The sequence below is a fragment of the Bombella sp. ESL0380 genome, from assembly GCF_009725805.1.
Classification (GTDB): domain Bacteria; phylum Pseudomonadota; class Alphaproteobacteria; order Acetobacterales; family Acetobacteraceae; genus Bombella; species Bombella apis.
On sequence record NZ_WNIH01000004.1, the window covers coordinates 149816 to 163742 of the forward strand.

Genomic DNA, 13927 nt, shown 5'->3' on the forward strand with positions numbered 1-13927 from the left:
CCGCGCCCCATGGCCTCCAGACCGTCCCGCAAGACCAACCAGCCTGGATCAGACCATAAGGACGGGCCACCCGGAAAGCCGTCCCTGTTGAGACGTCTGTGGGCCCGGTGGGACGAACGCAGACGAAACCCCATGAGCTGGCTGGAAAAAAGCCGCAACAGGCTGGTCTATCTCGGCATGGGTTTCCTGTTCCTTTATGGTGGCGTGGCCATAAAGGCGCTGTTTGCAACCATTCTGGCCCCCATGGCCCCTCTGCCCAACCAGGTCGGCAGCACCATACCGGACATCCCCCATCCGGACCCCAAAGCCATGGCAGGCAATGGGTTCGTCCTGCCCAACATCAGACGGGCCAGCATCGTGGATCGGAATGGGCAGCCTCTGGCACTGTCGCTGCCTGTCGTGCAGGTCTATGCCAATCCCATGGAAATCATCGAGCCTGAAGATGTTGCCCGAAGCCTCCATACGATCCTGCCCAACCTCAACATGGCAGAGACCATCCGCCGCCTGAAGCAGAAAAAACAGTTCGTCTACCTCGCCCGCAACATCGCCCCGACAGACGAGCTGGCCATCAACAATCTTGGCATCCCCGGCATCTATTTCGAAAATGGCGAGCAGCGCCATTATCCTCTGGGGAACGTGGCAGCGCAGATCCTTGGTAGCGTTGACATTGACAATCATGGCATTGCCGGGGTGGAGAAATTCTTCAACCAGCGCCTTCTGGGAGACCATGCACCGCTCCGTCTTTCCATCGATGCCCGCGTGCAGGCTGCCGTGCGGGACGAGCTGAATGACGCCAAGCTGCGTTTCCGGGCCATAGGGGCTTCCGCCATCCTGATGGACGTCCATACCGGGGAAATCCTGGCCATGGTCAGTCTCCCCGATTATGACGCCAACGATTTTGCCCATGCGGCAGACGATGCCCGATTCAACCGGGCCGTTACCGGCATGTATGAACCAGGGTCCACCTTCAAACTTCAGACAGCCGCCATGGCGTTGGAGCTTGGCGTGGCCCACCCCTGGGACCAGTTCTCCACCATTCCCATCCATGTCGGCCGCTTCAAGATTTCCGACCTCAAGACGGACCACTTCGCCCCATGGCTGGCGCTGCCCTCTGTCATGGCCTATTCCTCCAACCCGGCCTCAGCCCATATCGCCCTAGATGTCGGGCGGGACCGCCAGCATGAATGGCTGAAAAACATGGGATTTCTGGACCGTGTTCCCGTTGAGCTGCCCGAGGCAGGACGCCCGCTGGTCCCGTCCCTCAAGAATTGGGGCGAAACCACGGTCATGACGGTCGGCTTTGGCCATGGCGTGGCAGAATCGCCGCTGGCCATTGTCCGCGGGACCGCCTGTACCGGCAACGGGGGGTATCTTGTCACACCCACCCTGCTGGCCCGTGAGCATCTCAATGATGATGTCGTCATGGCGGAAGAGCAGAAGGGGCCGCATCTGATCTCCACCAAGAATTCAGAGCTGCTCCGCCGAATCCTGCGCCTCGTCGTTACCAAGGGCATCGGGAAAAAAGCGGAAAGCCCCGGCTACATCGTTGGTGGAAAGACCGGGACAGCAGAAAAGATCGGCGCCCACGGGGGGTATCTGAAACATGTCAACATCACGGCCTTTACAGGCATGTTCCCTATGAATGATCCCAAATATGCCCTTTATGTCATGCTGGATGCCCCACAAGGGACGGCAGAAACACATGGCTGGACGACTGCTGGCTGGATTGCTGCCCCGACATTTTCCAGAATCGTGACACGCACCGCCCCCATGCTGGGCCTCTTCCCGCTGGAGCCGACCAAAGCCCAGCAGGTTGACGACCAGCTCGCCCTGTCTCTCTCTCCGCCTGTCCCCCCCGGTGTCCGCCATCCACTCGGCCCGGGCAATGACCCCGGGGCTGTCACCGTCAACCGACTGGCCACCAAGCACGGGGCCCATCACAGCCACTGAACCCTCACCGCCCCTTCTCAAAGGTCTCCGTCATGAAACTGTCCTCCCTGCTCCGCCATCATGGTCTTGCCAGAGACCTCACCAGAGACCCGGACATTTCCAGCATCACCGCCGATAGCCGGGAAGCTCGCCCCGGCTGCCTCTTCGTGGCGCTGAAGGGCACGAAACAGGACGGACGGACCTTCATTCCTCTGGCCATCGCAGAAGGGGCCGCCGCAATAGTCCTCGCCGCTTCCCCAGGCCAGCATCATCTGCCAGAGCAGACGGAAAACGGCCACACGGCCCTCATCATCACCCTGCCCGACCCGGCCCGTTTCCTGGCCCGGTCTGCTGCACTGCTGGCAGGGGCCCAGCCTGACCATATTGCCGCCATCACGGGAACAAACGGCAAAAGCAGCACGGCAGATTTCTTCCGCCAACTCTGCCAGCTGCGTCACCAGAAGGCTGCAAGCCTCGGTACTCTGGGGCTCATCAGTGACGTGGCATTGCCATCACTCCCCCCCCTGACCACACCGGATGCCGTCACCCTTGCCAACACTCTGGCAGCCCTGCAGGTGCATGGCATCACCCATGTAGCGCTGGAGGCCTCATCCCATGGCCTCCAGCAACACCGGCTGGACGGCGTTGCCATCACGGCCGCCGCTTTTTCCAACCTGACCCGAGACCATCTGGACTATCACCACACGCTGGAAGCCTACCGGCAGGCCAAGCTGCATCTCTTTGAAACGCTGCTGCCCGAAGGGGGCCGGGCCGTCATCAACAGCGACATGGATGCCGAAAGCAAAGAGGCCCTCCATGACATTGCCACCCGCCGGAAACTGGACCTCCGCACGATTGGCACAACAGGCGAGACCATCCGAATTCTTGAGGCCACACCCACCCCGCAGGGCATGGACCTGACACTCCAGCTGCATGGCCGTACCCTGCCCGCACTCCACTTTCCACTCCCGGGACGTTTTCAGGCAGAAAATGCCCTGCTGGCTGCCGCCCTCTGCTGGGAACGGGATGAAGAAGCTGAATCCATCATTGCCCTCCTGCCGCACCTGAAGGGCGTGCCCGGCCGTTGTGAGCCGGTCGCCCACCTGCCAAATGGAGCCTGCGCCTACGTGGATTATGCTCACACGCCGGATGCGCTGGAGCACGTCCTGCTCAGCCTGCGTCCCCACACCAGCGGGCGGCTGGTCGTGGTCTTCGGTGCGGGCGGGGACCGTGACAGGGGCAAGCGCCCTCTCATGGGACAGATCGCCGCCCATCTGGCCGATGAAGTCATCATCACGGATGACAACCCCCGCAGCGAGGACCCGGCCACCATCCGGGCCGAAATTCTCGCCACAGCCCCGCAGGCACAAGAAATTGGCGACCGTCGGCAGGCCATCCGTACCGCTCTGGAAGGTCTGAAGAAAGGCGATGTCCTGCTCATCGCCGGGAAAGGGCATGAAACAGGCCAGATCATCAAGGGGGAAATACATCCGTTCGATGACCGTACCATCACGGCCGCACTCGCCAGGGAGCTTGCCTGATGCCCGACACGACCATCCTCTGGACCCGCAAGGACCTTCAGGCCGCCACGGGAGGACAGCTTGCCGGTGACGTGAAGGTCCACGGCGTCTGCATCGATACCCGCACCCTGAAACACGGTGACCTCTTCATCGCCCTGATCGGTCATAATTCAGACGGACACCGCTATCTGAGGCAGGCCCTGGAGGCTGGAGCCAGCTGCGTGATGGCCCATGATGAGGCCGCCATCAGCACGGCCGGTCTGACGGATGATCCCCGCCTGTTGAAGGTCGATGACACCATGCAAGGGCTGGAGGCTCTGGGCCGCTACAGGCGGGCACAGTTCAGCGGCAGGGTCATCGCCGTTACAGGCAGCGTGGGAAAAACAACCACCAAGAACATGCTGGCCACGGCTCTTGCACCTTACGGGCAGGTCCATGCTTCCGTGGCGTCCTTCAACAACCACTGGGGCGTGCCTCTGACACTCGCCCGCCTGCCAGAAGAAGCCGCCTTCTGCATCAGCGAGGTGGGCATGAACCACCCCGGCGAGATCGCCCCGCTCGCCGCCCAGATACGCCCGGATATTGGCCTCATAACCACCATTGGCAGCGCCCATCTGGGGCATATGGGCAGCATCGACGCCATTGCGGACGAAAAGGCGGCCCTTTTTGCCGCCCTTCCGTCATCCGGCACGGCCCTCTGCCCGGAGGCCTCACAGGGGCTTGCCCGCCTGAAGCAGGCCCTGCCGACAGGTGTTTCGCTCTGGCAGGCAGGCGTGACACCCAGCGCCACCATCCGGATAACAGACCTCACCTGCACGGCAGACGGCAGCCAGTTCCATCTGACCACACCACGGGGCGACACCGACGTGAGGCTGGCGGCCCCCGGCCCCCATCTGGCCCGCAATGCCGCATTGGCTCTTGGGGCCATCGCTGCGCTGGGGCTGGACCCGAAAGCCGGAGCCGAGGCCCTGCGCCATTTCCAGCCGGAAGCCGGACGGGGCCAGCAGCGCCTGTTGCCCGGCGGCATCACCCTGCTGGATGAGAGCTACAATGCTTCCGGCCCCAGTGTCCGTGCAGCCCTGGACACGCTCGCCCTCATGCCCGCCAGACGCCATCTGGCCGCCCTGGGCGACATCAGGGAGCTGGGCCAGTTTGCCGAAGCCGAACACCGGGCTCTGGCTGAACCATTAATGAAGCATGACATTCTGACATTCTGTTGCGGCCCGCACATGAAATCCCTTTACGAGGCCCTTCCTCCTTCCCTACAGGGAGGATATGCTGAAAATTCAGTCCAGCTTGCCTCCCTGCTGCACCCTGCCCTGCAAAAAGGGGATGTGCTGCTCGTGAAGGGAAGCCTGGGCAGTAACATGCGTGCCCTCATTGCGCTGCTGGAGCAGCCCATGTCCACCACCACACACGCCCCAGAGTCCGCCTGATGCTCTTCAACCTTCTTGCTGCACCTTCTTCCTCCCATGGCGGCCTTCTCAACCTGCTGCATTACATGACCTTCCGGGCCGGATGCGCCTGCCTGACGGCACTGGTGATCTCCCTGCTGCTCGGCAAGCCCTTCATTGCCCAGCTCAAACGCATCCAGCGGCAAGGGCAGCCCATACGGACCCTCGGGCCGGAACGGCATATACTGGAGAAAGCCGGTACCCCCACCATGGGCGGTGGTCTCATCCTGTTTTCCCTGACCTGCTCCACCCTGCTCTGGGCGGACCTGTTTGACGGGTTTGTCTGGGCTGTTCTCCTCACGACCCTGGGGTTTGGCGCCATAGGCTTTGCGGATGACTATCTCAAACTGGCCAAGGGCAACAGCAAAGGGGTCTCCAAAAAAATACGGCTGGGCGGGGAATTCCTGATCTCATGCCTTGCCGGGATTGCCATGGAAGCCCTGACACCACCGGACCTGCGCAATGCCGTGGCCTTTCCTTTCGCCAAGACCTTCGTGCTGCATCTGGGCTACATTTTCCCGCTCTTCGCCATGGTGACGATCACGGGTTTCGGCAATGCCGTGAACCTGACGGACGGGCTGGACGGGCTGGCCACGGTGCCCTCCATCATCGCCGCCCTCGTCTTCGCCCTGATCGCCTATCTGGTCGGCAACCATGTCTTTGCCGACTATCTCCAGCTCCATCATGTTCCCGGCACGGGGGAGCTGAGCATCTTCTGCGCCGCCCTGATCGGAGCCGGACTGGGTTTTCTCTGGTTCAATGCTCCACCGGCAGAGGTCTTCATGGGGGATACCGGGTCTCTGGCACTGGGCGGTGCCCTGGGGGCCGTGGCCGTGGCTGTGAAGCATGAGCTGGTGCTCTGCCTCGTGGGGGGCCTGTTCGTGGTGGAAACGATCTCCGTCATCATCCAGGTCTTCTGGTTCCGCCGCACGGGGAAGCGCATCTTCCTCATGGCACCGCTGCACCATCATTTTGAGAAGAAAGGCTGGCAGGAGCCGAAAATTGTCGTCCGTTTCTGGATCATTGCCATCATTCTGGGGCTGTGTGGTCTGGCCACACTGAAGCTGCGCTGATGACTGTCCTGCCCTTTCCTCCCCCCCAGAAATGGCCTGCAACGCTCCTGACCGGGCAGCATCATGCTGTCTGCGGGCTGGGCCGCAACGGTGCTGCCGTCGTGCAGGCCCTGCTGGACATGGGAGCAACCGTACAGGCCTGGGATGACAGCAGGCCGGAGCTCCCAGCTCCCCTGTCCTCACATCCCCGCCTGACACTGGCGCCCCTGACGGACCTCACCGGCATGGATGCCCTGATCCTCTCGCCGGGCATCCCGCACCATCTGCCCCGGCCACACCCTGCTGCCCTGCTGGCACGGGAGCAGCATGTGCCGATCCTCTCCGATGCAGAACTGCTCTGGCATGTGGCTCGCAAGGCAGGATCACGCGCGCGGTTCGTCTCCATCACGGGTACAAATGGCAAATCCACGACCACGGCCCTGCTGACCCACATTCTCACACAGGCCGGCATCCCGGCCTGCTGTGGCGGCAATTTTGGCACGGCCTCTCTCGCCCTGCCCGCTCTGGGGGATGACGGCGTCTATGTCATTGAGATGTCGTCCTACATGCTGGAACGGCTGAAGGACTATCACGCCTGTGCCGCTGTCCTGCTCAACCTGACACCGGACCATCTGGACAGGCACGGCTCCATGCAGGGCTATCTGGATGCCAAGGCGCATGTCTTTGACAACATGACCGCAGGCGACCTTGCCATTCTGGGCGAAAAGGCCTCCTGGGCGGACGGACTGCACCAGCGGCTTGAGCGGCAGGGCGTGACGGTACGGACACTCTCGATCACCCAGCCTGTTCCAGAAACAGACGCCCCCTTTCTGCCTGGACAGCACAATGCCCAGAACATAGAGACCTGCCGGGCCATCGCCCGCCATCTTGGCCTCTCCGAGGAACAGATTGCCGAGGGCATCAGAAGCTTCACCGGGCTGGACCACCGCCTCCAGCTCGTGGCGCAGGCTGATGGAATCAGCTTCATCAACGACAGCAAGGCCACAAATGCGGAAGCCAGCTACCATGCACTAAAAGCCTTCCCCAAAAGCCTCTGGATTGCCGGAGGCATGGCCAAAGAAGGAGGAATCGAGAGTCTGGCACCACTGTTCGGCCATGTGCGCCGTGCCTTCCTCATCGGGCATGATGCCCCATTGCTGGCCAGAACCCTGACAGCCCATGATGTTCCTTTCGAGATCAGCGAAACGCTGGAGCAGGCAACACGGGCCGCCTGGGACCATGCCCGGACACACGAGGCCATGCCCATACTCCTGTCCCCGGCCTGTGCCAGTTTTGACCAGTTCCGCAATTTCGAGGAACGGGGAACGGCCTTTGCCACACTGGCCCGCAGCCTCTGCGGGGAGGACTGAAACATCATGGCACTCTCCGACAGGTCAGACAGCTCCCGGAAGGCCCAGTGGTGGCGCAGCCTTGATCATGTCAGCCTGAGCTGCGTCGGAATACTGGTCGCCCTGGGGTACATCCTCATGCTGGCTGCCAGCCCCGCCGTGGCTCACCGCATCGGGGCCTCCCGGAACATGTTCATCCTCAAGCAGGTGGTCTTTCTGGCCCTTGCCAGTGCCGTCGTCGTCGTGACATCCCGGCTGACCCCCCGCACGATCGGGCGGATTGCCGTCATGGGGGGGATCGTGGCGCTGGGCGCCACATTCATGACGCTTGTTCACGGCATGGAGATCAAGGGGGCCAGACGCTGGATCGCCCTGCCCCTCATGTCCGTCCAGCCTTCTGAATTCCTGAAACCCTGCTTTGCCGTCGTGACCGGCCTGCTGCTGAGCCTCCGTCACACGCTGAGACTTTCCAATGGCTGGCGGTTCCCGGGGCGACTGGTGGCATGCGGGGTCTATCTCGTCATTGCAGCCCTGCTTCAGGCCCAGCCGGATATCGGGATGCTCTCGGTCATCAGCATGGTCTTCATCACCCAGCTCTTCATCGACGGCCTGCCCATCATCGTATTCGGCATGCTAGTCTCGGCAGCGCTTGGAGCGTTCGGGATAGCCTATATGGTGTTCGAGCACGTCCATTCCCGCGTGCAGCGCTTCCTGCATCCTGATGTGGGGGACCATTACCAGATCGATACCTCCATGCGGGCTTTTGGCAATGGGGGACTGCTGGGCCGGGGACCGGGTGAAGGCCGGGTAAAGGACCTGCTGCCCGATGCCCATGCCGACTTCGTCTTCTCCGTTGCCGGAGAGGAATATGGCTTCGTGATGTGCCTGTTCATCATTGCCGTTTTCACCATGCTGGTTTTCTCCACTCTCAACCGCCTGCTGGAAGAAAAGAAACCCTACATCATTCTCTCTGCCAGCGGCCTGATCACCGGCTTCGGCCTTCAGGCCTTTGTCAACATGGGCTCCTCCCTGCATCTGATCCCCACAAAGGGCATGACACTGCCTTTCATCTCCTACGGGGGCAGCTCGGCCCTTTCCGTTGCCCTGACCATCGGCATGGCCCTGGCACTGACCCGCCACCGTGTAGAGGAAGGCCCCTTTACGCCGCCGCCATCCCCTGCTGAAACAGCCCCACGTCTGACCATGTCATCCCGGAAGGATCACATCTGATGAAACAAGCACCAATTCTCATTGCCGCCGGCGGTACCGGGGGGCACTTCTTCCCGGCTGAGGCACTGGGGGCAGAACTCCAGCGCCGTGGTCACCAGACCATCCTCGTAACGGATGCCCGCAACAGCAGGGCCGGACTGAGCGTATTTGCGGACAGCCCCCGCCATGTCCTCAAAAGCAGTGGCGTGGCTGGTAAAAAGCCCATCGACAAACTCAGGGGGATCGGCCAGCTTCTCTGGAGCTGCCTTGGCGGGCGCCAGATTGTTGCCAGATACCGGCCCGCCGCCGTAGTCGGCTTTGGCGGCTATCCTTCCATTCCTCCCCTTCTCGGCAGTCGCCTGCGTCTGGGTAAACGCCCTGCCCTCATCATCCATGAAGGCAATGCCATCCTCGGGCAGGCCAATGCCCTCCTCGCCCGGTTCAGCGATGCCATTGCCACATCCTACCCCCGGGTGGCCCGTCTGCCCGCAGGCCGGAAGGTCATGCAGACAGGGATGCCAGTCCGCCCTGCCATCGAAGCTCTGGCCGATGAACCCTATGTCAGCCCGAGCCTGTTCAGCGAGGAGCCGATCCATCTGCTTGTCTGGGGTGGATCACTGGGGGCGCAGATTTTCAGCTCCATCGTACCGCAGGCCCTGTGCAACCTGCCCCCTGGGCTGCGGACCCGGCTGCATGTGACCCAGCAGGCCCATGAGGAGATGGTCCCTGCCCTGTCCGGCATCTATGCGCAGGTCGGCATAAAGGCCACGGTCACGCCTTTCATCGAGGATGTGGCAGCTGAACTGAAAAAAGCCCATCTCGTCATCGGGCGGGCCGGTGGGTCATCCATTGCGGAGCTGGCCATGGCAGGCCGCCCTTCCATCCTTGTCCCGCTGCCCATTGCCGCCTCTGATGAGCAGGGTGTCAACGCACAGGCAATGGAACGGGCCGGTGGTGGCTGGATGGTCCGGCAGCGTGACTTCTCCTCATCAGCACTCTGCACGCACCTGACCCACCTCTTCAGCCATCCTGACGAGCTGGCACGGGCTGCGGAAGGCGCCCGCAATCTCCAGCAGCGCCGTGCTGCCGAAAAACTGGCTGATCTGGTTGAAACGACCATCAAAGCCTGATTATCTGCCCTCCCTTCATCCCACCCCCGCCGGAGTTCCCCTGATGCGTGCATTACCTCTCAACCTTGGTCTGATCCACTTCGTTGGCATTGGCGGCATCGGCATGTCCGGCATTGCCGAGGTGCTGCACATGCTCGGCTACAAGGTTCAGGGGTCCGACATTGCCGAGAATGCCAACGTGAAGCGTCTGCGGAAATCAGGCATCCACGTTCATATCGGCCATGATGAAGCCAATCTGGGGGAAGCACGGGTCGTCGTCATCTCCACCGCCGTAAAACGGGACAATCCGGAGGTCATGGCCGCCCGTGCCCGGCTCATCCCCGTCGTCCGGCGGGCGGAGATGCTGGCAGAGCTGATGCGCCTGCGCTGGGCCGTGGCCATCGGGGGGACACACGGCAAGACCACCACGACCAGCCTCGTGGCCTGCGTGCTGGAACAGGCCAAGCTGGACCCGACCGTCATCAATGGTGGCATCATCGAGGCCTACGGCACGAATACCCGCATGGGGTCCGGCGACTGGATGGTCGTGGAAGCGGATGAGAGCGATGGCTCCTTCCTCCGTCTCCCTGCCATCATTGCCGTTGTCACCAACATGGACCCCGAGCATCTGGATCACTGGGGCTCCGATGAGGCGATGGAGGCCGGATACCGGCAGTTCGTCTCCAACATTCCCTTCTACGGCTTCGCCGTCCTTTGCGTGGATCATCCCCGGGTGCAGCAGATGATCCCCCAGCTCTCCGATCACCGCGTCGTCACCTATGGTTTCAGCCCGCAGGCGGATGTCCGGGCGGAAATCACCGGCACGGACAGCCAGGGCGTGACCTTCAACGTCACCATCACGGACAGGACGACCAGCAGCCAGCGTCTGGCCGGCCCGTTCCATCTGCCCATGTTCGGGCACCACAATGTCCTCAATGCCGTGGCGGCCATCGCCGTGGCGCAGGAAATGGAAATCCCCGATCATGTCATCGCCGATGCGCTTGGCGGCTTCCGGGGCGTGCAGCGTCGCTTCACCCTGACCGGCACATGGAATGACGTGAAGATCATTGATGATTACGGCCATCATCCCGTCGAGATCGCCGCCGTGCTGAAAGCGGCCCGGCAGGCCGGTGCCGGGCATGTCATTGCCGTCATCCAGCCGCACCGCTATTCTCGCCTCAGTGCACTGTTCAATGATTTCTGCACCTGCATGAATGATGCGGACACCGTCATCGTGGCGGACGTTTATGCCGCCGGGGAAAACCCGATCGAGGGCATCGGACGGGATCAGCTCGTCGAAGGGCTGCGGGACCGTGGGCACCGCCATGTCCTGTCCCTCGCCTCGCCGGATGATCTGGCCAGCATCGTCGCCGACGTGGCCGTGCCGGGTGATTATGTCCTCTGTCTGGGGGCGGGGTCCATCACCCACTGGGCACAGGCTCTCCCCGAGCAGCTGGACAGCCTCAGAAAGGACGCACCATGACCACGGCTGCACCTTTCCAGCAGGCACGGGGACGGCTGAAGGAACAGGCCCCGCTGGCCGCCCGCAGCTGGTTCCGCACGGGCGGGGCCGCCGACTGGCTCTTCGTGCCGCAGGATGCCGAAGACCTCGCCACGGCCCTGCGCCAGTGCCCGCCCGACCTGCCCGTGACGGTCCTTGGAGCCTGCTCAAACGTCATCATCCGTGATGGAGGGCTGCCCGGGCTGACCATCCGTCTGGCCGGTGGCTTTGCCAACATTGAAACGGATGGAGACGGCCTGATCGCCGGAGCCGCCGCACTAGACAGCAGCGTGGCGGAAACGGCGGCGCAGGCAGGCATGGCCGGTTTCGCCTTCCTCTCCACCATTCCCGGCTCCATTGGTGGAGCCGTCTGCATGAATGCCGGAGCCTATGGGGGTGACCTCTCCACCCTGCTCGACTGGGTGGAAATCCTCACCCGTGAGGGCACCATCCAGCGTCTGCCCGCCCCGGCACTGGAGATGCGGTACCGTCACAGCTCCCTGCCGGAAGGCAGCATCGTGCTGCGTGCCCGCCTGAAAGCCCACGGTGCGGAAGACCCCGCCACCATCCAGCAGACAATGCAGGAAATGCGGGCCAGCCGTGAGGCCAGCCAGCCCCTGCGGGCCCGGACAGGCGGCTCCACCTTCCGCAACCCCGAAGGACACAGGGCCTGGGAGCTGATCGATGCCGCCGGATGCCGGGGGCTGCGGCACGGTGGCGCACAGATCAGCGAGAAGCACTGCAATTTCATGCTCAATACGGGCGACGCCACCAGCACGGAGCTGGAAGAGCTGGGCGAGATGGTCCGTGCCCGTGTGCTGGACAGCAGCGGCATCACCCTGCACTGGGAGATCAGACGGCTGGGCCGTCCCCTTTCTCCCGCCTCCCCTTCCTGACAAGGAAACATCCGGGCATGACAGACAAGACCATTCTTCCCACACCCACACCTCTTTCCATCGCCGTTCTGATGGGAGGAACCTCCAGCGAGCGCAGCGTCAGCCTGTCCAGCGGCGGGGCCGTCATGGAGGCCCTGAAGCAGGCCGGGCACCATGTCCATGCCATTGATGCCGGGCCGGACATCACCGCCACCATCGAGGCCCTGAAAGCCTGCAAACCGGATGCCGTCTTCAATGCCCTGCACGGTCCTGGCGGGGAAGACGGGGCCATTCAGGGCGTTCTGGAATGGCTGGGCCTGCCCTATACCCATTCCGGGATTCTGGCTTCTGCCATCGCCATGAACAAGGCCAGCACCCGCATGGCCCTTCAGGCCGCCGGTCTCCCCGTTGCAGAAGGCTGCCTCATCACGCCAGACGAACTGAAGGAACGGGCCCCCCTGCCGGCCCCCTACGTTCTGAAGCCCGTGGCGGAAGGCTCATCCGTCGGTGTCCATATTCTCCATGAAGATGATGCCGCAAAACGCCATGCCATTGCCGGATCATGGACCTTCGGCCCCCAGATTCTGGCCGAGCGTTTCATCCCCGGGCGTGAGCTGACCGTTGCGGTACTGGGCGACGAGGCCCTCGCCATTACGGAAATCCTCACGCCAGAGAGCGGTGGTTTCTACGATTTTGCGGCCAAATATCAGGCCAATGGCTCCCGCCATGTCATCCCCGCTCCCCTGCCAGCAGACATCACGGACCAGGCCCTCACACTGGCCCGGAGGGCCCATCAGGCACTGGGATGCCGGGGCGCCAGCCGGACCGACTACCGCTATGATGGTGATAAGGGCGAACTCGTCATTCTGGAGGTCAACACCCAGCCGGGCATGACGGCCACATCCCTGCTGCCAGAACAGGCCGCCGCCCGTGGGGTGAGCTATCCCCTGCTCTGCCACTGGCTGGTGATGGATGCCCTGGGGCGGGCGGAGCCCCTCTCCCTCCATCCAGTGCCCCAGCCTGAGCCCGCTGACGGCCCATGATGTCCTTCTTCAGGAAACGCCCCCAGGCCCCCGTGGACCCTTACGGGGACCGCCCCTCCAGCATGTCCCTCTTCTGGCAGCGGCAGAAGGCCATCCTGCGGCGGCTCAGCATTCTGGGGCTCGTCTGTTTCCTGATGGCTGGAGCTGGCTGGCTGGCCTGGAGCAGCCAGGGGGGACACAGGCTGGCAGACAGCCTGCGCACCCGCCTGTCTGCGCTGGACCCGCTGAAGATCCAGCACATCGTCATCACGGGGCGGCGCCTGACGGATGAGAGCGACATCATGGAGGCGCTGGGGACAGGCCTGAACCACTCGCTTTTCAGCTTCTCCGTGGAGGCGGCACGCCAGCGCATTGATGAGCTGCCTTTCATCGAGCATTCCACGGTCGAGCGCCACCTGCCGGACACGATCAACATCACCGTGGAGGAAAAAAATCCCATCGCCATCTGGCAGATGGAAGGCCATTTCGTCCTTATCAACCAGAAAGGAGACACTGTCTCACGTCAGGAACTGACAGCCAAAAACAGTTCGGTCTTCCGCAAGCTTCCCCTTGTTGTCGGCGCAGGTGCCAACCTAGAGGCAAATGCCATCATCACCCTGCTCGACCAGTTTCCCGATATCAACAGCCATACGCTGGCCCTCATCCGCATCGGGCAGCGGCGCTGGAACATCCTCATGCAGAACGGTACGACCCTCATGCTCCCGGAGGGAGCAGAAAGCGCCGCTCTCTCCCGTCTGCATGATTACCAGAACGATTACCAGCTCCTGGACCGCCCCCTGAAAACCATTGACATGCGGCTATCCGACCGTATGGTCATTCACCCTGCCACGCCTCAGGGAGCCGATCAGGAGGCTCCGCCTGCAACGCCGCCATCTGAAAACTGATC

11 protein-coding genes are annotated in these 13927 nt (G+C 62.7%); all 11 read left to right on the forward strand.

The features are described from left to right. Positions 1-9 precede the first annotated feature (9 nt). From GM608_RS05335 to GM608_RS05385, 11 genes are read left to right on the forward strand one after another with little or no spacing between them, the layout of a single operon-like run. Positions 10-1950, forward strand: coding sequence for a penicillin-binding protein 2 (locus GM608_RS05335; protein WP_086431535.1), 1941 nt, complete (start codon positions 10-12; stop codon positions 1948-1950). Positions 1951-1982: 32 nt separating this feature from the next. After that, on the forward strand, positions 1983-3470 hold the full coding sequence (locus GM608_RS05340; RefSeq protein WP_333645159.1) for a UDP-N-acetylmuramoyl-L-alanyl-D-glutamate--2,6-diaminopimelate ligase: 1488 nt from the start codon (positions 1983-1985) through the stop codon (positions 3468-3470). Beyond that, positions 3470-4885 (forward strand): UDP-N-acetylmuramoyl-tripeptide--D-alanyl-D-alanine ligase, encoded by a 1416-nt coding sequence (gene murF, locus GM608_RS05345; RefSeq protein ID WP_086431472.1) that lies wholly within the window; start codon positions 3470-3472, stop codon positions 4883-4885. Before GM608_RS05340 ends, murF begins: the two co-directional genes overlap by 1 nt. Beyond that, complete coding sequence (gene mraY / locus GM608_RS05350) at positions 4885-5976, forward strand: phospho-N-acetylmuramoyl-pentapeptide-transferase (protein ID WP_043559842.1); 1092 nt, start codon at positions 4885-4887, stop codon at positions 5974-5976. The genes murF and mraY overlap by 1 nt, the downstream gene beginning before the upstream one ends. Further along, positions 5976-7325 carry a UDP-N-acetylmuramoyl-L-alanine--D-glutamate ligase gene (murD, locus tag GM608_RS05355; RefSeq protein WP_333645160.1) on the forward strand — a complete coding sequence of 450 codons (1350 nt, stop codon included), beginning with the start codon at positions 5976-5978 and terminating at the stop codon, positions 7323-7325. The genes mraY and murD overlap by 1 nt, the downstream gene beginning before the upstream one ends. A gap of 6 nt (positions 7326-7331) precedes the next feature. Next, positions 7332-8534: an FtsW/RodA/SpoVE family cell cycle protein gene (locus GM608_RS05360; protein WP_043559839.1), complete on the forward strand. Its 1203-nt coding sequence runs from the start codon at positions 7332-7334 to the stop codon at positions 8532-8534. Then, positions 8534-9643, forward strand: coding sequence for an undecaprenyldiphospho-muramoylpentapeptide beta-N-acetylglucosaminyltransferase (gene murG / locus GM608_RS05365; RefSeq protein ID WP_043559836.1), 1110 nt, complete (start codon positions 8534-8536; stop codon positions 9641-9643). The genes GM608_RS05360 and murG overlap by 1 nt, the downstream gene beginning before the upstream one ends. 43 nt (positions 9644-9686) lie before the next feature. Continuing rightward, positions 9687-11105, forward strand: a complete 1419-nt coding sequence (gene murC, locus GM608_RS05370; protein ID WP_333645161.1) for a UDP-N-acetylmuramate--L-alanine ligase — start codon at positions 9687-9689, stop codon at positions 11103-11105. Then, complete coding sequence (murB, locus tag GM608_RS05375; RefSeq protein WP_249085563.1) at positions 11102-12019, forward strand: UDP-N-acetylmuramate dehydrogenase; 918 nt, start codon at positions 11102-11104, stop codon at positions 12017-12019. The genes murC and murB overlap by 4 nt, the downstream gene beginning before the upstream one ends. Before the next feature lie 17 nt (positions 12020-12036). Beyond that, positions 12037-13041 carry a D-alanine--D-alanine ligase gene (locus tag GM608_RS05380; RefSeq protein WP_333645162.1) on the forward strand — a complete coding sequence of 335 codons (1005 nt, stop codon included), beginning with the start codon at positions 12037-12039 and terminating at the stop codon, positions 13039-13041. Continuing rightward, positions 13038-13925, forward strand: a complete 888-nt coding sequence (locus tag GM608_RS05385; protein WP_052349030.1) for a cell division protein FtsQ/DivIB — start codon at positions 13038-13040, stop codon at positions 13923-13925. The genes GM608_RS05380 and GM608_RS05385 overlap by 4 nt, the downstream gene beginning before the upstream one ends. The last annotated feature ends 2 nt before the right edge of the window (positions 13926-13927 follow it).